The sequence below is a fragment of the Pantoea sp. WEP genome, assembly GCF_041678305.1.
Classification (GTDB): Bacteria; Pseudomonadota; Gammaproteobacteria; order Enterobacterales; family Enterobacteriaceae; genus Pantoea; species Pantoea dispersa.
The window spans coordinates 294567-316000 of sequence record NZ_JBGNXB010000001.1 but is presented as its reverse complement, the minus strand read 5'-3'; the positions used below and the strand labels follow the sequence as shown (position 1 = coordinate 316000).

Sequence of the window (21434 nt, the reverse complement as noted above, 5' to 3'; positions counted from 1 at the left end):
TTCCTTTAATCGGTCAATCAGAGGCTGCCGGTGGCGACCTGCGTCGGAAACGCCGCGCGCCAGGCATCAAAACCGCCGTCGATGCTGTAGACGTCGCTAAAGCCCTGGCTTAACAGGAACTGCGCCGCGCCTTTACTGCTGTTACCGTGATAGCACATCACCAGCACCGGCTGGTCGTGCCGGGCGCCGGCGATAAACGTCGCCAGGTTGTCATTGGTCAGATGTTGGGCACCGGTGGCATGGCCCATGGCGAAGCTTTGCGGATCGCGGATATCTACCAGTTGCGCTCCCTGTGCCAGATGCTCGTTAGCCTGCAGGACGTTAATACACTCGAAGGTTTCCATGGGTCTCTCATTACCTCGTCATCAATTGGCGTTAGTTTACCCTGATAAGCCGCCGCCATAACCTGACAAATCCTGTGGATATGTGATTTTTTTCCTGCCGAAATGTTAGCTATATCACGCAAGAATGTTTTTATTGAGTTAAGCGCTGGCGTCAATGTTGGTTTCCGATTATTATTACGCTCGAAAACGAACATTTTAGAACTATTCCGAACATCGGAGGAGATGACGTGGAAACCAAAGACCTGATCGTGATCGGCGGCGGCATCAACGGTGCCGGCATTGCAGTGGATGCTGCAGGACGCGGCCTGTCAGTGCTAATGCTGGAGGCGCGGGATTTGGCCTGTGCAACCTCCTCTGCCAGTTCCAAGCTGATTCACGGTGGCCTGCGCTATCTGGAACATTACGAATTCCGTTTGGTGGGCGAAGCGCTGGCCGAACGTGAAGTGCTGCTGAAAATGGCGCCGCACATCGCCTTCCCGATGCGTTTCCGTCTGCCACACCGCCCGCATCTGCGTCCGGCGTGGATGATCCGCATGGGCCTGTTTATGTACGATCGCCTCGGTAAGCGCACTACGCTGCCAGGCAGTAAAGGTCTGCGTTTTGGCGCGGAATCGGCCCTGAAGCCTGAAATTACGCGCGGTTTCGAATATTCCGACTGCTGGGTAGACGATGCGCGCATGGTGGTGCTTAACGCGCAGGAAGTGGTGAAACAGGGCGGCGAAGTACGCACCCGCACCCGCGTTACCCGCGCCTGGCGTGAAGCCGGCCTGTGGATGGTGGAAGCGGAAGACGTCGATACCGGCAAAACCTACACCTGGCGCGCCAAAGGGCTGGTTAACGCCGCCGGTCCGTGGGTGAAACAGTTCTTTGACGATGGCCTGAAGCTGAAATCGCCGTACGGTATTCGCCTGATCAAAGGCAGCCATATCGTGGTGCCGCGCGTGCACACCGAAAAGCAGGCTTACATTCTGCAGAACGAAGATAACCGTATCGTGTTTGTGATTCCGTGGATGGATGAGTTTTCAATCATCGGTACCACCGACGTCGAATACCAAGGCGATCCGAAAAATGTCAAAATCGATGACAATGAAATCAGCTACCTGCTGAAGGTGTATAACGCGCACTTTAAAAAGCAACTGACCAGTGACGACATCGTCTGGACCTACTCCGGCGTGCGTCCGCTGTGCGATGATGAATCCGATTCACCGCAGGCGATCACCCGTGATTACACGCTGGACGTGCACGACGACAATGGCCAGGCACCGCTGCTTTCCGTGTTCGGCGGCAAGCTGACCACCTATCGCAAGCTGGCGGAGCATGCGCTGGAGAAACTGGCGAAATACTACCCTGATGCCGGTCCGGCGTGGACCAAAAACGCCGTGCTGCCAGGCGGTGATTTCTCCGGTACGCGTGAAGATTACGCTGCCAGCCTGCGCCGTCGCTATCCGTTCATCAGCGAAGGCATGGCGCGTCACTTTGCCCGCACCTACGGCAGCCGTACTGAAGTGCTGCTGGAAGGCGCGAAGAGCCGTGAAGATCTGGGTGAAAACTTTGGCCACGAATTCTATGAAGCCGAACTGCGTTACCTGGTGAAACACGAGTGGGTGCGCGAGCTGGACGACGCCATCTGGCGCCGTACCAAGCAGGGTATGTGGCTGAGCGAAGCCGAACAGGCGCGCATCCGCGACTGGCTGGCGGAAAACGGCCAGAAACCGGCGCTGTCGCTGGCTTCGTAATCGCCTTAAGCATTGTCCTCAACCCCGCCACCGCGCGGGGTTTTTATTTTTTCTCTTTTTGTGTCGGCGAGAGGTTATTCACACAAGGCACTGCACCAGATCAATTCTAACCGCTCCGCTTACTGACTAAATAATCCGCGACTGGATTAACGGACTCGTCAGTGACAGGGAGTATCACGCATGGATTTAGCCACTTTTCCGCTCAATATCTTCACCACACAGCGCATGTTTAATGACTATGGCGCTGACGATATGCGCTACGGCGATATCTGTGAACGCCGGATGAAAAACGAATTCGGCCTCACCCACATTTCCAATGTGATCGACCCGTGGAACATGACGCGGCTGCATCCCTTCCATAATCCCCAGTCGCGCTTTGCTGGTGCTTATGCGAAACCTGGCGAAAAGCTTTCACCGCTGGAGTGCGCCAGGCTGCTGTTTGCTGAGATGCAAACCACGTCATTACCTTTCGCGCTTGTTGGCCCGCAACGTTTCCTGATAAATAAGATGCTGGAGCATTTTATGCGCTCCAGCGGCCTGCCGTTTCGGGATTTGTCGCTGGATATGGCATATCGGGACAAAATTATGAACGACAGAAGCATAAACAGCACACACAAAGCCATAATCGACACCCTCAATGTTAATATTGATTTTGGTATCAAAGGCCTGCCATTGAAAAATATAGGTGATATTAATTCTGCCATTAATAACTCAATCCTGCCTAAGTTCGATTCATTAATCATGGATAAAATAAATGGTTTAGGCATTACTGTTCATGATGTTTATGCTACCAAAATTGACATATTGAGTCTTGACGTTAATGGTGCGCGCTGGAGGGCAAAAATGCGCTTCAGCGGACAGGATCATTTCGGTCTGGATACGCATGATATTCACAAGCATAAATTCAGACAGTTTCAGTTTTTTAAGATATGGTTCACCTTACAACGTTATGATAAATTTGGCTTTCGTCCTTTTCTGACGAACATGGATGCTGTGATAGATATTGAAGGCGGCCGTTAATGAACAGGAAGACATGGGCAGGATTAATTCTGCTTGTTGCATTAGCCAGTGGCATATATTGCTACCTGAACTTCAGGGAAGTTAACGTCATTGACGTTCACCAGGATTACTATTCTGCATCAATTATCGTCGATCACCTGCCTTACTCTGACGATAAAAAAATAAGGTGGTGGTTGAGTCACCAGCAGCAAATAACATTAAAATACAATATTAAAGCCTTTAATCAAAATGGCCCCATCACCTACTATTTTTATGCATCAGGTGTAGGATATCAGCCATTGGAAAAAGAAGACCGTATTTGTTTTAAGCAAATGCAGCCTCCTGCTAATTGTCTGGATAAAAATTTACTGATGAAAATTCAGCGGACGCAGGATGGTGGCGTGATGTTCTCACTGGATTCAGGAGATTACACAGTGAATAAAGAAAATGAAATGAGTCGATTGCAGAAGAGCAATTGATACATAGCGCGATAAATCGCGCCGCTACAGTGTGTGCGGTCGATAATGACGAAAGTCACTGCCGAATTTACCGTAGCGGCGCAATTCATTGCGCTAATTAACACGCAAACTTACAGCCCGGCATTGTCACGAATATATTTACGGGCTTTCACTGCATATTCGAATGGGTTAGCGATGGCCGGATCCTGCTCCGCTTCGACGACCATCCAGCCTTTGTAGCCGTAATCATCGAGGATTTTGAATACCGGTTTGAAATCGATCACGCCATCGCCTGGTACGGTGAAGGTGCCTTTCTTCACTCCGTCGAGGAACGACAGCGAGTTTGCGCGCACCTCTGCCACCACGCTGTCACGCACATCCTTCAGATGCACGTGGAAAATACGCGGCAGATGCTGGGTCAGCACATCCAGCATCACCTGCTGTGATCCTTCGGAGTAGTAAATGTGGCCGGTGTCGTACAGCAGACCGACGTTATCGTTGGTCATTGCCATAAAACGGTCGATCTCGGCTGGCGTCTGAATGCCGGTGCCCATGTGATGATGCAGCGTCACGCGCATCCCTTTCTGCGCTGCGATCGCCGCCAGTTCGTTGTAACCTTCTGCCGTCAGGCGCCACTCTTCGTCCGTGAAAACCGGCTTCTGCTCCAGCACCGGCAGCGACGTGCCCTGAATGCTTTTGCTCTGTTCCGAGCAGCCAATCACGCGCGCGCCCATGGCGTGCAGGAAATTCATGTGATTGATGAACTGATCGATGGTTTTCGCTTTGTCACCGTTGGCAAAAAAGGTACTAAACCAGGCGTTACAAATCTGCATACCGCGGATATCCAGCATCGGCTTCAGCACCGCCGGATCGCGCGGATACTTGCTGCCCACTTCGCTACCGGTGAAACCCGCCAGCGCCATCTCGCTGACCGTTTGCTGGAAAGTATTTTCGCTGCCGAGTTCCGGCATGTCGTCGTTGGTCCAGCCAATCGGCGCAATCGCCAGTTTGACGTTCTCTTGGTTCATTTTCAGCTCCCTGATACAGAGAGGCAGCGGTAATCCGCTGCCGTGGATAGGTTTAGCGCACGCGCCTGATTATTTCTGGTAAAACGCCGGACGCGGCGGCATGGCAACGGGCTCAATCGCGCCGCTTGTTTGCGCCTTCAGGCAGGCATCGGCAGCCACCGAGGCGGCAAAGCCATCCCAGGCGGAAGGCCCGCTCAGCTGGCCTGCTTTCACATCATTGATAAACGCCTGCAGCTCAACGTCGTAGGCGTCGATAAAGCGATCTTTCCAGTCGGTCAGCAGCGCGTTGCCAAGGCGGGCATCTTTGCGCATCTGAATGGCCGATGGCTCCGGCAGTCTGGCGATGCCCTCTTCGCCCACCACTTCACACTGAATGTCATAGCCGTACGCGCAGTTCACAAAGATCTCCACATCGATGCGGATGCCCTTCTGCGTTTCAAACAGCACGATCTGCGGATCTTTCAGCTTCGCGTGTGACTTTGAGGTCGTGCGCGGGAACACCACCTGCACGCTCTTGTAATCGTCCTCGGTCAGCCAGCGCAGGACATCCAGCTCGTGAATCAGGGTGTTGGTGATGGCCATGTCGGTGGTGTAATTCTCGCCGACGCTCTGATTACGGTGCGCGCAGTGCAGCATCAGCGGCTCGCCGATGTCACCGTCGGTGATCACCTTTTTCAGCGCGCGATAGCCGGCATCATACGGGCGCATAAACCCTACCTGCACCAGACGTTTGCCGTGCGCGATCTCGGCGTCGACAATGCGACGGCAGCCCTCCGCGCTCAGCGCCAGCGGCTTCTCGCAGAACACCGGTTTCCCGGCGGCAATCGCGGCCAGCGTGAACTCTTCATGCGTCGGGTCCCACGAGGTCACCAGCACGGCATCCACTTCCGGCGAGTTAATCACCTGATGACCATCCTGATACACTTCGGCCTGGATATTCAGCCGCTGCAGCGCCGCGCGTGCACCTTCCACATTGATGTCTGAAACCGCCACCACTTTTGCGCCCTGCAGCACGTTGTTGCAGCGACGAATATGTTCCTGACCAATTGCGCCGGTACCGATTACACCGAGTTTGAGCGTCATAATTACACCTGTAGAGTCGGATAAGTAGGGTAAAACGGCCGGGCAGCGCCGGCCTGAAAAGGGTTAGTACTTACGCGCCTGTTGAATATGCTGATTGAGCTTGTCGGCCACCTGCTGCGTCCGCTCTGAGGTGGAAGCCTGCGCCACGCCGACGTGCCACCAGCTGAAGTATTTGTGCACCATGGTTTTTGGCAGCACTTTGATGTCAATCAGGGTCGAAACCGTCTGCTGCTGCGCATCTTCCAGCGCCGCCTTCAGCTGCTCCAGCGTGGTGACACGGTAGGTTTTACAGCCGTAGCCGGCGGCTATCGCCGCGAAATCAACCGGCACGAAGCCGCCATCCAGCTTGCCGCCCTGCGGATTACGGAAGCGGAACTCGGTGTTGAAACTGTCCATGCCGTGTTCCATCTGCAGGTTGTTGATGCAGCCATTGGTCATGTTATCCAGCAGGATGACGTTGATTTTCGCCCCTTCCTGAATCGAGGTGACCAGCTCGGAGTGCAGCATCATGAACGAGCCGTCACCCACCATGGCGTAGACTTCGCGCTGCGGCTGTGCCAGCTTCACGCCCAGCGCGGCATTCACTTCGTAACCCATGCACGAGTAGCCGTACTCAACGTGATACGCGTTGTAATCTTTGGTGCGCCATACGCGCTGCAGGTCACCCGGCAGACTGCCGGCGGCGGCGACAATAACCGCATCCTTTGGCAGCTGTTCGTTTAAGGTGCCCAGCACGCTGCTCTGCGTCAGCACCGACTTTGTCAAACGCTCAAACTCGGCGAACAGCGCGGTGCGATCGATGTGGTCAGCGATTTCCGGAATAAAGTCGTCGGTGTTGAAAGTGGCGGCGTACACGCGCTGCGTCTCTTTCAGCAGCTTGCTCTGCGCCTGTTCAATCTGACCACCCCAGTGATTCTCAAAGCCGTTCAGTCCGGCTTCCAGCGCGGTTAATCCTTCGCGTGCATCCGCCAGCAGCTGCACGCCATCCAGCTTGTAGCTGTCGAAGTTGTTGACGTTAATGTTGAGGTAGCTGATTTCCGGATGCTGGAAGATCCATTTTGAAGCCGTAGTGAAATCGGTATAGCGCGTACCAATACCGATCACTAGATCGGCCTCTTTAGCCAGCAGGTTCGCCGCCAGACAGCCGGTTTCACCCACGCCGCCCACGTTCAGCGGATGGTCGGAAACGATGGTGCCTTTGCCGGCCTGCGTTTCGGCAAATGGAATATTGAAACGCTCGGCAAAGCTCAGCAGCGCCTGACCGGCATCGGAGTATTTCACGCCGCCACCCACTACAATCAGCGGCTTGTGCTTACGCGCAATCAATGCCAGCGCCGCGTCCAGCTGGGCCGCCGTCGGCAGACGCCGGTCAAGCAAATGCACGCGTTTCTGGAAGAAGTATTCCGGGAAATCCCAGGCTTCGCCCTGCACATCCTGCGGCAGCGCCAGCGTTACCGCCCCGGTTTCCGCCGGATCGGTCAGCACGCGCAGCGCATTGATACAGGCGGTCATCAGCTGTTCCGGACGGCTCACGCGGTCCCAGTATTTACTCACTGCGCGGAAGGCATCGTTGGTGCTGATGCTGAGATCGTGACTCTGCTCGATCTGCTGCAGCACCGGGTCCGGCTGGCGCGTGGCGAACACATCGCCCGGCAGCAGCAGCAGTGGAATCCGGTTGGCTGTTGCCGTGGCTGCCGCGGTAATCATGTTGGCGGCACCCGGTCCGACGGAAGAGGTACAGGCAATGATTTGACGGCGCAGCGACTGCCGGGCAAAACCGATGGCAGCGTGCGCCATACCCTGCTCGTTACGGCCCTGATACACCTGTAAATCGCCGCTGTCCTGCTCCAGCGCCTGGCCGAGGCCGAGCACATTGCCGTGGCCGAAAATAGCAAAGATGCCGTGCACGAATTTGGTTTCAACGCCGTCAACGTTCAGGTACTGGTTATCCAGAAATTTCACCAGCGCCTGTGCGGTAGTCAGTCTGATAGTGCCCATATGCTTCTTCCTTTACATGTGGTACCCGCTCAGGGGGTACGACGCAGTTCGGGTCGGCGGTGAAAACGCGCCCGACGCTAAGTGAAACGTGTGGCGATTATAAACAAATGTTTTTTCCATTAAACCTGATTACAGAAGAAACATTTCATTTTGCGATGAAGATCAAATTCGGCGCTGAAACGCGGGCGATGACGGGACGGGATGACAGCAAAGTGAAACAGCCTGCTGTGCCTCAGCCATCATAACGAAATTTCATTTCACGTCAGCAGCTTCCTCTCATCCGTCATCATTTCCTGCGAGCTGGCTCACAAGCCAGAGCAACCGCGAGACGGGCAAGCCGTAAAGGGCGGGAAAGGTAGCGACACAAGAGTTTTACCTGGCTCACAAAATCGCGATGGATGTTTCATTTCATATTGTTTTTGGAATTTTTATTCCTCATACTGCCCACATAGCCAGTCAGGCACCCTGAGACCCCGGAAGCATTGCGCTTGATAGTGGGCGGCAGCGCCCGCCGTGTCTGCTTATCACAGAAGGAAACCATCAGTATGAGTACACAACAGAAGCGGCTTGATGTGATTTGTATTGGACGCATCGCCGTCGATCTTTACGGCCAGCAAATTGGCTCGCGCCTGGAAGATATGAACAGCTTTAACAAATACCTCGGCGGCTCTTCCGGCAACGTAGCCTATGGCACCGCGATTCAGGGGCTGAAGTCGGCGATGCTGGCACGCGTCGGTGACGAACATAATGGCCGCTTCCTGCGTGAAGAGCTGCAGCGCGTGGGCTGCAATACTGACGGGCTGATCACCGATAAGCAGCGCCTGACCGGGCTGGTGATTCTCGGCATCAAAGACGAAGAGACCTTTCCGCTGATTTTCTATCGCGACAACTGTGCGGATATGGGGCTGGTTCCCGAGGACATTCGCGAAGAGTTCATTACCTCGTCCCGCGCCGTGGCGGTAACCGGCACCCACCTGTCGCATCCGGACACGCGGGCGGCGGTGCTGAAAGCGCTGGATATCGCCCGGCGCAACGGCCTGCGCACCGCGCTGGATATCGATTATCGCCCGGTGCTATGGGGTCTTACGTCACTGGGTGACGGTGAAACGCGTTTCATCGAATCCGGCCAGGTGACGCAGCAGCTGCAGGAAGTAGTGCACTATTTCGATCTGATCGTCGGAACGGAAGAAGAGTTCCATATCGCCGGTGGCAGTACCGATACGCTGACCGCGCTGAAAAATGTACGTAAGGCCAGCAGCGCCACGCTGGTCTGCAAACGCGGGCCGCTGGGTTGTGTGGTGTTTGAGGGCGAGATTCCCGATAGCTGGGAACAGACGCGCCTGCACAGCGGCGTGCGCGTTGAGGTGCTCAACGTGCTGGGCGCCGGCGATGCGTTTATGTCGGGCCTGCTGCGCGGCTGGCTCAACGATGAGAGCTGGGAGCAGGCGTGCCGCTACGCCAACGCCTGTGGCGCGCTGGTGGTATCCCGTCACGGCTGTGCGCCGGCGATGCCAACGAAAGAAGAGCTGGACGATTTCCTCAGCCGCGATAACGCGGTGAAACGCCCGGATCTGGACGCGCGCCTCAATCATCTGCATCGCGTTACCACGCGTAAGCAGCAGTGGCCGGAGCTGAATGTGTTCGCCTTTGACCACCGTAAACAGCTGGCCGATATGGCGCGCGAAGCGGGTGTCAGCGAGGAGCGCATTCCGCAACTGAAACTGCTGCTGCTGCAGGCGGCACAGGAGGCGGCTAACGAAGCCGGTCTCAATGAGAAGAGTGGCATCCTGGCGGATACCACGTACGGCCAGAAAGCGCTCAACGCCATCACCGGCAAGCACTGGTGGATTGGGCGGCCCATCGAGCTGCCGAGCTCACGACCACTGCGTCTTGAGCACGGCAATATTGGCTCTCAGCTGGTGGACTGGCCGGCCGAACACGTCGTCAAGTGCCTGGTGTTTTATCATCCCCATGACAGTGCTGAACTGCGTAAAGAGCAGGACGAGCTGGTTCTTGACGTGTGGCGCAGCTGTAACAAAAGCGGGCACGAGCTGCTGCTGGAAGTGATTCTGCCGGAGAGCAACCCGGACCGTAACGAGTCCTACTATTACGACATGCTGAGCCACTTCTATAGCCTGGGCGTGCAGCCGGACTGGTGGAAGCTACCACCGCTGACGGCGGAGAGCTGGCAGGCGATCGGCGAGCTGATTGAGCAGCAGGATCCGCACTGTCGCGGCATTCTGTTACTCGGCCTTGATGCGCCGGAAGAGAAGCTGAAAGCCGGCTTCGCCGCCGCCGCGCAGGCGACGTGGGTGAAAGGTTTTGCCGTGGGTCGCACCATTTTTGGCCAGCCGTCACGCCAGTGGCTGAACGGTGAGCTGGATGATAAGGGGCTGATTGAGACCGTGAAAGGCAATTATCTGCGCCTGATTGGCTACTGGCGCGCCGCGCGCGGCTGACGGATTTGAAGAGGATGTACTGAGAAGCGGCCTGACGGGCCGCTTTTTAGTGTGTTGCGAGCGGATGCCCTCACCCCCGCCCTCTCCCACCGGGAGAGGGAGCCGTTCAGGCAGGTCGTTAAGCATTGTGCCAGTCCTGTCAGACCGGTCAGACCGCTCCGGACTGTCCCCTCTCTCACTGAATGAAGAAGCAAAACCTTGCGACCTGTCTCATAAACCGCTCCGGACTGTTCCCTCTCCCGCCTGCGGGAGAGGGTTAGGGTGAGGGAGCCGTTCAGGCAGGTCGTTAAGCATTGTACCAGCCCTGTCAGACCGATCAGACCGCTCCGGACTGTCCCCTCTCCCGCCTGCGGGAGAGGGTTAGGGTGAGGGAAAGCCCTCAACCCCCTGAGTTTTGTGAGGCAATTCATAAACCGATGAAATAGCCTTCACGATAGCGTCAAACAAATGAAATTTTCCATCCATCTGGTACTATAGCGCTCATTATCCAGCCATATTTCCTTTTCTGACGGGCCGAAGTAATGACCAATAACCCAACGCAATTAACCTTGTTACAGGACGATATCCGTCGTCGCTACGAGACGCTGAGTAAACGCCTGAAGCAGGTGGCTCGTTATATCCTTGATAACAGCAACAGCATCGCGTTTGATACCGTCGCCTCTATCGCCCAGCAGGCGGATGTTCCGCCCTCCACGCTGATCCGCTTCGCCAACGCATTCGGCTTTAGCGGCTTCAACGAAATGAAACAGGTCTTTCGTCAGCACCTGATGGAAGAGACCGTGAACTATACCGAACGGGCGCGCCTGTTCCGCCAGACGGCCACCGACGACAGCGCCAGCTCACCGGAGAGCCCGGTGGAGATCCTCAACGTCTTTACTATGGTCAATAGCCAGGCGCTGCAGCAGCTGGCGATGCAGGTGAATCCCGACCAGCTGAATAAAGCGGTGAAAATGCTCAACGAGGCGGAGAACATCTACATCATCGGTCTGCGCCGCTCGTTCAGCGTGGCCTCGTATCTGGTGTATGCGCTGCGCCATCTGGAGCGTCGCGCTTTTCTGATTGATGGCCTGGGCGGCATGTTCACTGAACAGCTCAGCATGGTGAATCCGAAAGACGTGGTCATCGCTATCAGCTACTCGCCGTATGCGCGTGAAGCGGTGGAACTGGTGGAGCTGGGCGCTAAACGTGGCGCGCATCAGATCGCCATCACCGACAGCCAGGTGAGTCCGCTGGCGGCGTTCAGCGATGTCTGTTTTGTAGTGCGCGAAGCGCAGGTGGATGGCTTCCGCTCGCAGGTGGCCTCGCTGTGCCTGGCGCAAACCCTGGCGGTGTCGCTGGCACTGAATAACAGCAGCAGCGAATAAACCCCGGGTACCGAATGGAACAAAGGCAGCCATCTGGCTGCCTTTTTTATCTGTGCGCATCAGTGATTGCGTGCGCCGTTTAACCTGGTGCGCATTTCCGGCGACCGCGCGGAGACCCGATTAACGGCGTGGATACTGCTCGCTGTTCACCCAGGCGTGATCCTTCTCCCAGGTAAATTTCCACAGCCGCACCGGCCCGGCCATCACGTTCAGATAATAGTTATCGTAACCGGCCAGCGTCGCCACCGGATGATACCCGCGCGGCACCGTCACCACATCGCGGTTATACGGGGCCATACACTCGTCGAGCGAACGGTCGTCGGTATAGACGCGCTGCATGGCGAAACCGGGCTCGGGATCGAAACGGTGATAATAGGTCTCTTCCAGATAGGTTTCGTCCGGGCTGTCCTTCTCATCATGCTTGTGGCTGGGATACGAACTGGTCGCGCCCTCGTCGGTATACACCTCGACCACCAGCAGGCTGTCGGCCGGTTGATTATCCGGCAGAATGTTATGCACCAGGCGCTGGTTGCGCCCTTTGCCACGGTGCTCCACGCCAACATCCTGCGGTGCAATCAGCCGCGCCGGCAGGTTGCCACTGCCCGGCGCACTGCATACCGCCAGCTCCAGATCGCTGTCGGCAGTGACTTCAACCTCATCATGATGCGGCACGTAAACCGAGTAAGGCGGCGTGCGCTCAAACGGCGACAGGCGCTTACCGATGCCAGGGAATTCTGCGTCGCGGGTTTTCACCGACGCCAGACCGGCCACCAGCACCAGGCACAGCTCTCTCTCGCCGCTGCTTAACCGCAGCGTCTGGCCCTTTTTCAGCAGATAAGCGTCAAAGCCCACATATTCCCAGCCGGCGCTCTCGGGCGTCACGTGCTGGATACGCCCGTGGCTGTCCGGCTGCTGCACTTTTGAAATCAGTGACATCCTGTTTCTCCTGTTGCGCGACATTAACCCAGCGTTGGCATGCTGAATTCAGAAACGGTCTGCTGACCGCTCGGCCAGCGCACGGTTGCCGTTTTCATGCGGGTGTAGAAACGCACTCCGTCCGGACCGTGCACGTTGAGCGCACCAAACACCGAACGCTTCCAGCCGCCAAAGCTGTGGAACGCCATCGGCACGGGCACCGGCACATTGACGCCCACCATGCCCGCTTCCACGTTATGCACAAACTCACGGGCGGTGTGGCCGTTGCTGGTAAAGATGGCGCTGCCGTTACCAAATTCGTGGCTATTTACCAGCTGCAGCGCGCTGTCGAAGTCGCTGGCGCGCATGATGCTCAGCACCGGTCCGAAAATCTCTTCGCGCCAAATCACCATCTTCGGCGTGACGTTATCGAACAACGTACCGCCAACGTAGTAGCCCTCTTCATGGCCCGCGACTTTCACGCCGCGTCCGTCAACCACCAGCGTCGCGCCTTCCTGCTCACCTTTGTCGATGTAGCCCAGCACTTTCTTCTGGTGCGCAGCGGATACCACTGGCCCCATTTCATTCTCTTCGGCACCCTGCTGCATGCCCGGCCCCACGCGCAGCGCTTTGATCAGCGGCGTCAGGCGCGAAATCAGTTTATCGGCTGTATCGTCGCCAACCGCCACCACCACCGGCAGCGCCATGCAGCGTTCCCCGGCAGAACCGAAAGCACCGCCCATGATGGCGTTCACAGTGGCATCCAGATCGGCATCCGGCATCACAATGGCGTGGTTTTTCGCGGCGCCGAAGGCCTGCACGCGTTTGCCATGCGCGCTGGCGGTTTTGTAGATGTGCTCGGCCACGCCGGACGAACCAACGAAGCTGACCGCCGCGATGCGCGGATCTTTATACAGCTGCTCGGCGTCTTCGTTTGAGGAGTGCACCACGTTGAACACACCATCCGGCAGCCCCGCTTCTTTCAGCAGTTCAGCCATGCGTACCGAGGCAGAAGGATCGAGCGCCGGCGGCTTCAGCACAAAGGTATTACCGCACGCCAGCGCGATGGGGAACATCCACAGCGGCACCATCGCCGGGAAGTTGAACGGCGTAATGCCCGCGACCACGCCCACCGGCTGCATCAGCGAATAGCTGTCAACGCCGGAACCGACGTTCGGTGAGTTTTCCCCTTTGATCAGGTGCGGAATGCCGCAGGCAAATTCGATCACTTCGATGCCGCGCGTCAGCTCACCCAGCGCATCGGACCAGACTTTACCGTGCTCAGAAACAATCAGCGCCGCCAGTTCATCGCGATGTTTTTCCATCAGCGCTTTGAAGTTGAACATGACGCGGGCACGACGCAGCGGCGCCGTTTTCGACCATTCCGGAAACGCCGCATGGGCGACCTCAATGGCCTGCGCCACTTCTGCCGCCGTGCTTTGCGTCAGTTCGCGGATCACTTTGCCGGTCGCCGGATCGTAGACCGGAATGGTTTCGTTGCTGGCGCTGTGCGTGATTTTGCCGCCGATAAAGTTTCCTACGATAGTCATGTCGTTGCCTCTTTGATGTGTAAGGTCCCTGCAGGCCGCGGGTCAGTCTGGGTCGCGCCCGATCAGGCAATACGGAAAGCGTGCTATGAAGCTATTACAGTGAAATAAATTTTTCAAATAGTTCTTTTTGGAAAATTTACTTTTAGCGGCCTGGATCGCATTTTTCCGCCAGCGTTAGCGGACTGGCGCAAAGTGCGGGCCTGATGACAATACCGATGCGGCCTGCGCCCGTAATCAGCAGCAGGGAGATTAGCAGGACGATCCGTCAGCGAGAGGGTCAGCGCCGGAGCGTGGCTGGATGAAACGAAATATGAAATTTTTGCGAGGCAGATCCAATATCCATTATTTCATAATTCAATTAAAACGAAATAAATGTTTTCTTTGCAGCATCTGCAGACAATGCGATGTGAAACGAACCCTTATCTGTGTCTTAGCGACACGCTTTTGTTAGTGTTGGCCTCGGTCGGAGGCCTTTTTTTCACCTGTTACCCACCCCATGCGTGATTACCCGGTGCGCATCAATGCGCGCTCTGTCATGCTGTAGGGGCGCCATTTATGGCGACCTGGACGCAGCATCCTCGGCTGGCATCCCAGCCTGACGCTTGATCATCCGCAGGGTACAAAGCAGCGCAAATCCCACCAGCAGCGCAGTCAGCAGGTAGACCAGCTGTACACCGGCGAAGCTCATGATAAAGCCCGCGATCGGACCGGTGATGCCGAGCGACAGATCCATAAACGCGGTGTAGGTGGCCAGCGCGCTGCCCTGGTTCTGCTGCGGCACCACTTTAACTGCGACCACGCCAATCGCCGGGAACACCAGCGAGAAACCGGCGCCAGTGAGAAAAGCGCCGAACTTCGCCATCCACGGATCGAACGCGCCCGCCACCAGCAGCAGGCCAATCGCCTCGACGGCAAAACACAGGCTGGCGACGCGCAGTCCGCCGAGCTTATTAATGGCGTTGGGAAACAGCAGGCGCATGCCAACGAACGCAGCGCTGAACAGCGTCAGCGCGAAGGCGGCACCGTCCCAGCCCTGCTCCTGATAAAACAGGGTGATAAAGGTGGCGATCACGCCAAAGCCCGCCGAGCCCATCGCCAGCAGCAGGCCAAAACCGTACACCTTACCGAGCACCGCACGGAACGGCAGCGGTTTGGCCTTGCTACCTTTCACCGGCGCACGGGGCAGCGCCAGCACTATCGCCAGCACGCTGATGGCGATAATCACGCTGGAGAGCAGCAGCAGGCCGCCGCTGCGAAAGATCATCACCCCAAGCGGTGCGCCAATCGCCATTGCGCCATAGGTGACAATGCCGTTCCAGGAGATCACCCGACCAATATGCAGCGAGCCGACTTTCGCCACGCCCCACAGCGAGGTGCCGGTGCCGCAGAAACTCTGCCCGACGCCCAGCAGCACGCGCCCGAGGCACAGCAGCGCGAGGCTGAGCACCTCCTGCTCCTCTATCAGCGCCGACAGCAAAATACACAGCCCGCTCACCAGGCTGCCAAACAGCCCAAGCACCACCACCTTTTTGGGTCCCCAGCTGTCGGCATAGCGACCGGCATGCGGCCGGCTCAGCAGCGTGGCGACATATTGCAGGCTGATCACCACGCCGGCCCAGAAGGCGCTGTAGCCCAGGCCGTCATGGACAAAGCCCGGCAGCACCGCCAGCGGCAAGCCAATGGTGAGATAGGTGGCGAAGTTGAACTTCACGATGGAGAGAATCTGTAAATTCAGACGAAAGCGGCTGTATTCGGCCGCGGCGGGCTGGTCAGGCATGAGTGATTGCGCTCGTGTTTGACGGAATTTTTATAGCTGAAGCTTCACTATACGCCTTTTCTCGCCGTGCGCACCGTCGATTCGCGGCGGGCCGATGGCGGTATCTCCGGCGGTGCTTATCGGGTTCGCTTCGCTTACTCCTAAACAAACAATTACTTACTGGCGTTCAACTACACTTTCCACAGCGAACCACCATTCAGGAGAGGGAATGAACGAAAAGCCACAGGAGAAAATTGGCCAGAACATCCTGGTCAAGCTGGCGATGTTAGTGATTATTCTGGCGGGCATTCGTGCCGCGTCGGATATTCTGGTGCCCTTCTTACTCGCCAGTTTCCTGGCGATTGTGCTTAATCCGCTGGTGACCCTGCTGATGCGCCGGGGTCTGCGGCGCGGCGTGGCGATCTCGCTGGTTATCACGGTGATCTTCATTGTGATGCTGCTGCTGGTCGGGGTGCTGGCCAGTTCGGTAAGTGAGTTCAGCGATACCTATCCGCAAATCCGCAGCCTGCTGGAACAGAAGCTGACGGTGCTGCAGCATTTCGCCGCACAGTTTCATATCAATATCTCCACCAGCGCACTGGCAGCACGGCTCGATCCCAATGTGATTATGAACATGGCCACCACGCTGCTGGCGCAGTTCTCCGGTGCCATGACCAATGTGGTGCTGTTGATTCTGACCGTGGTGTTCATGCTGTTTGAGGTGCACCATCTGCCGTACAAATTGCGCAATGCGATGATGAATCCGCAGATCCGCATCGCCGGATTGCACAAGGCGCTGAAGGGCGTCACGCACTATCTGGCACTGAAAACGCTGGTCAGCCTGATTACCGGGCTGGCGGTGTGGCTGGTGCTGATGCTGCTGGACGTCAAATTTGCGCTGTTCTGGGGTGTTGTCGCCTTTATCCTCAATTTTATCCCCAATATCGGCCCGATTATCGCCGGTGTGCCGCCGTTTATTCAGGCGCTGGTGCTGAATGATGTGTATGACGCCGTGCTGGTGGCGGTGCTGTTCAGTGCCATTCACATGGTGTTTGGCAATATGCTGGAACCGCGCCTGATGGGACGTGGGCTGGGACTGTCAACGCTGGTGGTGTTTCTGTCGCTGATTTTCTGGGGCTGGCTGCTCGGTCCGGTCGGGATGCTGCTGTCGGTGCCGCTGACCAGCGTTACCAAAATCCTGATGGAAACCACGCCGGGCGGCAGCCGGCTGGCGATAATGCTGGGTAATGGCCGCCCCAAACCGCGCCTGCGCGTCAAAAATAACCGGCCCGCGCCGCGCCCGTAACGTCTTACCACGCCACGATGCCAGACGATGCGTATTTGCCGATCGTCTGGCAACTTCCCTGCGCAGTGACGCTGCCGCCGTATGGCGTCAGCGCGCATCGCCATACCTGATGAGTCTGGCGCAACACTCTTACTCATCTCGTGCCACAGGCTTTTCCTGCCGGGAAATGCCAGTAACGGCAAAACATTGTCAATAAACGCAAAGCGCAAACCATAATTGACTTGTATCAGATTGGTGGAAAATCAAAACGCTAACATGCACGGCCGCGGGAAAGTGTTATGCTGCTGACGCCGTAACGCGCTTCCTGAATGCTGCTTAAACCGACCGAGGAAAGTCTGGTGCCTCTGCAAAAACGACAACGCGATTTTGGCTGGCTGTTGATTGTCTGTGCCGGGTTATTACCGCTGGTGCTGGGCATATTTTGCACAGCCATTGAGGCGCGCCATACGGTCAGCCAGCAGCAAATTGCCACCGCCAATGCCCTGCTGACGCAGGCAGAAAAGATGAGCGACAGCGCCTGGGATATGGTGACCCGCCTGCGTCAGTACCAGAATCGTCGCTGCGCCGATATTGATGAAGATTTGCAGCGCGCCGGCACCCTTAATGCCTATTTCCGCTCGATTGGCACCCTGCAGGGCAGCGAAATCACCTGCTCGTCGGCTTACGGGCTGCAGCACGACACGCTGGCCGGGATGATGATGCAGTCACCGCCGGTGACCGGCAAAGCCTGGTGGAGCCTGTCGATTCGCGGCACCTCCGGCGTACCGGATCGCCCGGCGGTGATTTTCGTGCGTCACCTGCCGGACAGCAGCGGTTTCTGGGCGGTGATTGATGGCCAGTATCTGATGGACTTCATGCGCGCCATCGGTGAGTCGAACCGTTATCAGATGAGCCTGCGCTTCAACGGCGGCAGCCCCATCGCCAGCGGTCCGGACGACCAGCCAGAGCTGCTGTACCTCAGCAGCGCCAACTATCAGGCGGAGTCCAGCCGCTATCCGATCAGCGTCAGCGTGACGGTACCCGCTGCCGAGCTGATCAAAGCCTGGCGTCAGGCGCTGCTTATTTTCCTGCCGATGGCCGCCATCTTTTCGATATTGCTGATGGTGCTGACCGCCAACTGGCTGCGCCGCCGCCTCTCATGGGCGGATGAAATTCGCCGGGCGATACGCAACCGTGAGTTCACGGTGCACTATCAGCCGGTGTACAGCACCGGGATTCAGCGCTGCACCGGTGCGGAAGCGCTGATGCGCTGGCAGCGGCCCAACGGCGAAATGATCCGCCCGGATATCTTCATCAGCCATGCCGAAGCGGAAGGCATGATCGTGCCGCTGACCCAGCATTTGCTGGCGATGATGGCGGAAGATATCAAGAGCTGGCAGGTTGAACCGGGCTTCCACATTGGCTTTAACCTCGCGGCTGAGCATCTGCAACACCCCGATTTTGTGCAGGACATGATGCGTTTTGCCCGCAACATTCGTGACAAACAGATGCTGATCACGCTGGAGCTTACCGAGCGCAGCCTGATCGAGGACGGCGACGCGGTGTCGCGCAAGCTGCGCTATTTGCAGTCGCACGGCATGAAGGTGGCGATTGACGACTTCGGCACCGGCCACTGCGCGCTCTCCTATCTGATGACCTTCCCGCTCGATTACCTGAAGATTGACCGCGGCTTTATCAACGCCATTGAAGGACTGGAGATCGAAACCCCGGTGCTGGATGCCATCATCAATCTGTGCCACAAGCTGCAGCTCGAGGTACTGGGTGAAGGGGTAGAAACCGCGTTACAATTTCAGTATCTGCAGCAGCGTGGCGTGGTGTTTATTCAGGGCTATTATTACGCCCGTCCGATGGACAATAACCAGCTTCGCGCCTGGCTTAATCAGCAGGGGCGCCAACCGCTTCCCGTTGAGGACCACCATGAGCCTGAACTGCATCATTCTTGATGATTATCAAAATGTTGCCCTGTCGCTGGCCGACTGGGCATCGCTGCAACCGCAGGTACAAACTACCGCGCTGCACCGCCACTACGCCAACGAAGATGAACTGGTCGCTCACATCGCGCACGCCGACATTCTGGTGGTGATGCGCGAACGCACGCCGCTCAGCGCCCGGCTGATAGGCCGCCTGCCCAATCTGAAGCTGATTGTCACCTCCGGTATGCGCAATGCCTCAATTGATCTGCACGCCTGTGCCGAACGGCTGATTGCGGTGTGCGGCACCGCCAGTAGCAGCGCGGCGCCGCTGGAACTGAGCTGGGGGCTGCTGCTCGGTCTGGCACGCCACATCCCGGCGGAGAGCCAGGCGTTGCGCAGCAACGGTGCGTGGCAGCATACGCTGGGCATGGCGCTGCACGGCAAAACCCTCGGCCTGCTTGGGCTGGGCAAGATTGGCGGTGAGATGGCTAACGTGGCGCGCGCTTTTGGCATGCGCGTGTGCGCCTGGAGCCAGAACCTGAGCGAAGCACGCGCAGCGGCGTGCGGCGCAGAGAAGATGGCTTCGCTGCCGGCGCTGCTCGGGGCGAGCGATGTGGTATCGATTCATCTGGTGCTGAGTGAGCGCACCCGTCATCTGCTGGACGGCGCGGCACTGGCGCACATGAAGCCAGGCGCGCTGCTGATTAACACCTCGCGCGCCGGGATTGTCGATCAGCAGGCAATGATCAGCGCACTGCAGTCTGGTCAGCTGGCGGGCGCCGGGCTGGATGTCTTTGAACAGGAGCCGCTCCCTGCCGATCATCCGCTGCGTCAGCTGCCGAACGTGCTGGCGACGCCGCATCTGGGCTATGTCGCCGACACCAATTACCGCACCTACTTCAGCGAGGCGGTGGAAGATATTGCTGGCTGGCTGCACGGCGCGCCGCTGCGCTCGCTGCTTTAAGCCCCCGGCGCGTCGACAGCACCGGGGTTAGCTGTGGCAGTACAGGCGCGGCAGCCCGGCATAATTAATCATCTGGTCGCCATTGGGCAGCTGGTACATCTGGTAATAATCGTTATTGCCCTCGCGCGCTGGCGAAAACACGATCTGCGCCGCCAGTGCGGGCGGTACGGTGTCGTCTGCCAGGATACGTACGTTGCGCGTGGTGCTAAGCATGAAATCGCCCTGGCGGCGCCAGGTGGTATCGGATACGCGATGCAGGCGATAGTGGCGATCGCGTACCGTGACGGTGCCGGTCAGCGTTGAGCTGCCGCTGCCGTCCGCCTTAAAGCGCGTGCGAATGGTGGCATCAATCGCGCCAGCCGGCGCGCCTTCATGATCAATACGATACGGTACTTCACACCACTCCGGCACCGGTTCTGCCGGCCGCAGCAGCAGCGCCAGCGCCCACGGCAGCACAAAGGCCAGCACCACTGCCGTGGTGATTATCGCTTTACGCATCGGGTATCTCCTGCGCTGACACCATCCATGAAATACATTCGTTGTCCTTCTGCGCGATCGGTTTGGCGCACAGAAAGGTGCTGGAAAAGAGTCGGGTGCGCACCGGGTTGATGTACACCATCGGCGGCGCAGAGCCATCCGGCAGGCGCGGCTGCCACTGCCGATAACGCCGCAGCGCGTCCTGCACCACCCACGAATCGGCTTTCAGGTGGCTGGGGATAAACACCTGGCTGTTATGAATGCGCAGCAGCGGTCGGAAATCCAGCGCATCGTGCTGCACCGGCGCAAACATCTGACGTGCCAGCAGCGCCAGCGCGACATTCACCAGCAGCAGCGCAACGATCGCCCAGCGCAGCACAGGCCGCTTCTTCTTTACGCTGGCCGGCGCGGGCGCGGGTAGCGGACTGACCACCGCTGCCGCTGGCGCAGCCACCGGCTCATCGCTCAGCGGCGCCACATCGACCTGATCGGCCAGCACGCAGCCAATCAGCGGCACCTGATGCACCAGCGGCCCCGGCGCGTGTGCCAGCTGCGCCTGCTGATTGATGGCGGCAATGGTGGCCGTCAGACGTTCGGCGAACGGTGTGTCGCTGGGGACGCGCTGGAACAGCGCATGCAGGGTCTGGTTGCGCACCAGTTTGCCATCCGCATCAATCACGCGCCGCAGAATGGCGGTTTGCAGCGGCGTCAGTGCCACGCGGTGCGCGGGCGACTGCACCGGAAAGAGGACCTGCTGGTCAACGTCAAAACAGAGACTTTTTGCAAATAAAACAAAGCGTGCCATGCGGCGCCCGATCTCCGGCAGAGAAACTGGCGCAAGTATAGATATTTTCGCTCGCCCGCGCATCTGCGCTGCGGCCTGCGTCGCGATTCAGACAATTTTTTTGCCGCGATTGCGGACCAAAACGGCCATAGTTTTAGCCAAAAAATAGCCAGTTATTGGCGGAAACATGACAAATATCACATTTAAACGGTATACTCTGTCGCGGGATGCAATAATTACCTGAGTAATAATTGCTTTGGCAGGCCAGGGAAAAAACCACTTTCACGGCTATGCTTTAAT

Annotated in this window: 17 protein-coding genes; 8 read left to right on the top strand and 9 right to left on the bottom strand. The window is 57.6% G+C overall.

Features of this window, described 5'->3' with window-relative positions; genetic code table 11:
- Positions 1–17: 17 nt before the first annotated feature.
- The gene (glpE, locus tag ABVR31_RS01395) at positions 18–344 is read right to left on the bottom strand and encodes a thiosulfate sulfurtransferase GlpE (RefSeq protein ID WP_021313438.1); all 327 of its coding nucleotides are present in this window, start codon (positions 342–344) and stop codon (positions 18–20) included.
- 227 nt (positions 345–571) lie between these two features.
- Here glpE and glpD point away from each other — a divergent pair, with 227 nt between their 5' ends.
- The 3 genes from glpD (at position 572) to ABVR31_RS01380 (ending at position 3558) form a co-directional block, all read left to right on the top strand.
- The gene (glpD, locus tag ABVR31_RS01390; RefSeq protein WP_021507397.1) at positions 572–2080 is read left to right on the top strand and encodes a glycerol-3-phosphate dehydrogenase; all 1509 of its coding nucleotides are present in this window, start codon (positions 572–574) and stop codon (positions 2078–2080) included.
- Between the two features lie 180 nt (positions 2081–2260).
- Complete coding sequence (locus tag ABVR31_RS01385; RefSeq protein ID WP_372771716.1) at positions 2261–3100, top strand: DUF3289 family protein; 840 nt, start codon at positions 2261–2263, stop codon at positions 3098–3100.
- The gene (locus ABVR31_RS01380) at positions 3100–3558 is read left to right on the top strand and encodes a DUF943 family protein (RefSeq protein WP_372771715.1); all 459 of its coding nucleotides are present in this window, start codon (positions 3100–3102) and stop codon (positions 3556–3558) included. The genes ABVR31_RS01385 and ABVR31_RS01380 overlap by 1 nt, the downstream gene beginning before the upstream one ends.
- A 110-nt stretch (positions 3559–3668) precedes the next feature.
- On the opposite strand, the gene iolE is transcribed toward ABVR31_RS01380, so the two are convergent.
- The 3 genes from iolE to iolD all read right to left on the bottom strand — a co-directional run bounded on the left by iolE (position 3669) and on the right by iolD (position 7646).
- Complete coding sequence (iolE, locus tag ABVR31_RS01375; protein ID WP_058770955.1) at positions 3669–4565, bottom strand: myo-inosose-2 dehydratase; 897 nt, start codon at positions 4563–4565, stop codon at positions 3669–3671.
- A 69-nt stretch (positions 4566–4634) separates the two neighbouring features.
- Positions 4635–5648, bottom strand: coding sequence for a Gfo/Idh/MocA family protein (locus tag ABVR31_RS01370; RefSeq protein WP_021507394.1), 1014 nt, complete (start codon positions 5646–5648; stop codon positions 4635–4637).
- 63 nt (positions 5649–5711) lie between these two features.
- Positions 5712–7646 (bottom strand): 3D-(3,5/4)-trihydroxycyclohexane-1,2-dione acylhydrolase (decyclizing), encoded by a 1935-nt coding sequence (iolD, locus tag ABVR31_RS01365; protein WP_021507393.1) that lies wholly within the window; start codon positions 7644–7646, stop codon positions 5712–5714.
- Between the two features lie 545 nt (positions 7647–8191).
- On the opposite strand from iolD, the gene iolC reads away from it, so the two are divergent.
- Positions 8192–10105 (top strand): 5-dehydro-2-deoxygluconokinase, encoded by a 1914-nt coding sequence (gene iolC, locus ABVR31_RS01360; RefSeq protein ID WP_372771714.1) that lies wholly within the window; start codon positions 8192–8194, stop codon positions 10103–10105.
- A gap of 521 nt (positions 10106–10626) precedes the next feature.
- On the top strand, positions 10627–11469 hold the full coding sequence (locus tag ABVR31_RS01355; RefSeq protein WP_031279682.1) for a MurR/RpiR family transcriptional regulator: 843 nt from the start codon (positions 10627–10629) through the stop codon (positions 11467–11469).
- 120 nt (positions 11470–11589) lie between these two features.
- Here the strand turns inward: ABVR31_RS01355 and iolB are convergent, their stop codons facing one another.
- From iolB to ABVR31_RS01340, 3 genes are all read right to left on the bottom strand, one after another.
- Complete coding sequence (iolB, locus tag ABVR31_RS01350) at positions 11590–12405, bottom strand: 5-deoxy-glucuronate isomerase (protein WP_058759327.1); 816 nt, start codon at positions 12403–12405, stop codon at positions 11590–11592.
- A 23-nt stretch (positions 12406–12428) separates the two neighbouring features.
- The gene (locus ABVR31_RS01345) at positions 12429–13934 is read right to left on the bottom strand and encodes a CoA-acylating methylmalonate-semialdehyde dehydrogenase (protein ID WP_372771713.1); all 1506 of its coding nucleotides are present in this window, start codon (positions 13932–13934) and stop codon (positions 12429–12431) included.
- Between the two features lie 553 nt (positions 13935–14487).
- A complete protein-coding gene (locus ABVR31_RS01340) occupies positions 14488–15711 on the bottom strand; it encodes an MFS transporter (protein WP_058770953.1) in 1224 nt (407 codons plus the stop codon).
- A gap of 208 nt (positions 15712–15919) precedes the next feature.
- Between ABVR31_RS01340 and ABVR31_RS01335 the strand changes: the two genes are divergently transcribed.
- The 3 genes from ABVR31_RS01335 to ABVR31_RS01325 all read left to right on the top strand — a co-directional run bounded on the left by ABVR31_RS01335 (position 15920) and on the right by ABVR31_RS01325 (position 19873).
- Positions 15920–16996 (top strand): AI-2E family transporter, encoded by a 1077-nt coding sequence (locus ABVR31_RS01335; protein ID WP_372771712.1) that lies wholly within the window; start codon positions 15920–15922, stop codon positions 16994–16996.
- Positions 16997–17334: 338 nt separating this feature from the next.
- Entirely contained in the window at positions 17335–18939 is a 1605-nt protein-coding gene (locus ABVR31_RS01330) for an EAL domain-containing protein (protein ID WP_372771711.1), read from the top strand.
- Positions 18914–19873, top strand: coding sequence for a D-2-hydroxyacid dehydrogenase family protein (locus ABVR31_RS01325; protein WP_288424440.1), 960 nt, complete (start codon positions 18914–18916; stop codon positions 19871–19873). The genes ABVR31_RS01330 and ABVR31_RS01325 overlap by 26 nt, the downstream gene beginning before the upstream one ends.
- A 27-nt stretch (positions 19874–19900) precedes the next feature.
- Here the strand turns inward: ABVR31_RS01325 and ABVR31_RS01320 are convergent, their stop codons facing one another.
- Both ABVR31_RS01320 and ABVR31_RS01315 read right to left on the bottom strand, forming a co-directional pair.
- Entirely contained in the window at positions 19901–20371 is a 471-nt protein-coding gene (locus tag ABVR31_RS01320; protein ID WP_021508122.1) for a hypothetical protein, read from the bottom strand.
- Positions 20364–21155 carry a hypothetical protein gene (locus tag ABVR31_RS01315; RefSeq protein WP_215800563.1) on the bottom strand — a complete coding sequence of 264 codons (792 nt, stop codon included), beginning with the start codon at positions 21153–21155 and terminating at the stop codon, positions 20364–20366. Before ABVR31_RS01315 ends, ABVR31_RS01320 begins: the two co-directional genes overlap by 8 nt.
- Between the last annotated feature and the right edge of the window lie 279 nt (positions 21156–21434).

What these genes read in the sequence shown, in the direction of transcription:
- glpE (WP_021313438.1), bottom strand. Translation starts at nt 344, where the DNA reads ATGGAAACCTTCGAGTGTATTAACGTCCTGCAGGCTAACGAGCATCTG.
- ABVR31_RS01385 (WP_372771716.1), top strand. Translation starts at nt 2,261, where the DNA reads ATGGATTTAGCCACTTTTCCGCTCAATATCTTCACCACACAGCGCATG.
- ABVR31_RS01380 (WP_372771715.1), top strand. Translation starts at nt 3,100, where the DNA reads ATGAACAGGAAGACATGGGCAGGATTAATTCTGCTTGTTGCATTAGCC.
- iolE (WP_058770955.1), bottom strand. Translation starts at nt 4,565, where the DNA reads ATGAACCAAGAGAACGTCAAACTGGCGATTGCGCCGATTGGCTGGACC.
- ABVR31_RS01370 (WP_021507394.1), bottom strand. Translation starts at nt 5,648, where the DNA reads ATGACGCTCAAACTCGGTGTAATCGGTACCGGCGCAATTGGTCAGGAA.
- iolD (WP_021507393.1), bottom strand. Translation starts at nt 7,646, where the DNA reads ATGGGCACTATCAGACTGACTACCGCACAGGCGCTGGTGAAATTTCTG.
- iolC (WP_372771714.1), top strand. Translation starts at nt 8,192, where the DNA reads ATGAGTACACAACAGAAGCGGCTTGATGTGATTTGTATTGGACGCATC.
- ABVR31_RS01355 (WP_031279682.1), top strand. Translation starts at nt 10,627, where the DNA reads ATGACCAATAACCCAACGCAATTAACCTTGTTACAGGACGATATCCGT.
- iolB (WP_058759327.1), bottom strand. Translation starts at nt 12,405, where the DNA reads ATGTCACTGATTTCAAAAGTGCAGCAGCCGGACAGCCACGGGCGTATC.
- ABVR31_RS01345 (WP_372771713.1), bottom strand. Translation starts at nt 13,934, where the DNA reads ATGACTATCGTAGGAAACTTTATCGGCGGCAAAATCACGCACAGCGCC.
- ABVR31_RS01340 (WP_058770953.1), bottom strand. Translation starts at nt 15,711, where the DNA reads ATGCCTGACCAGCCCGCCGCGGCCGAATACAGCCGCTTTCGTCTGAAT.
- ABVR31_RS01335 (WP_372771712.1), top strand. Translation starts at nt 15,920, where the DNA reads ATGAACGAAAAGCCACAGGAGAAAATTGGCCAGAACATCCTGGTCAAG.
- ABVR31_RS01325 (WP_288424440.1), top strand. Translation starts at nt 18,914, where the DNA reads ATGAGCCTGAACTGCATCATTCTTGATGATTATCAAAATGTTGCCCTG.
- ABVR31_RS01320 (WP_021508122.1), bottom strand. Translation starts at nt 20,371, where the DNA reads ATGCGTAAAGCGATAATCACCACGGCAGTGGTGCTGGCCTTTGTGCTG.
- ABVR31_RS01315 (WP_215800563.1), bottom strand. Translation starts at nt 21,155, where the DNA reads ATGGCACGCTTTGTTTTATTTGCAAAAAGTCTCTGTTTTGACGTTGAC.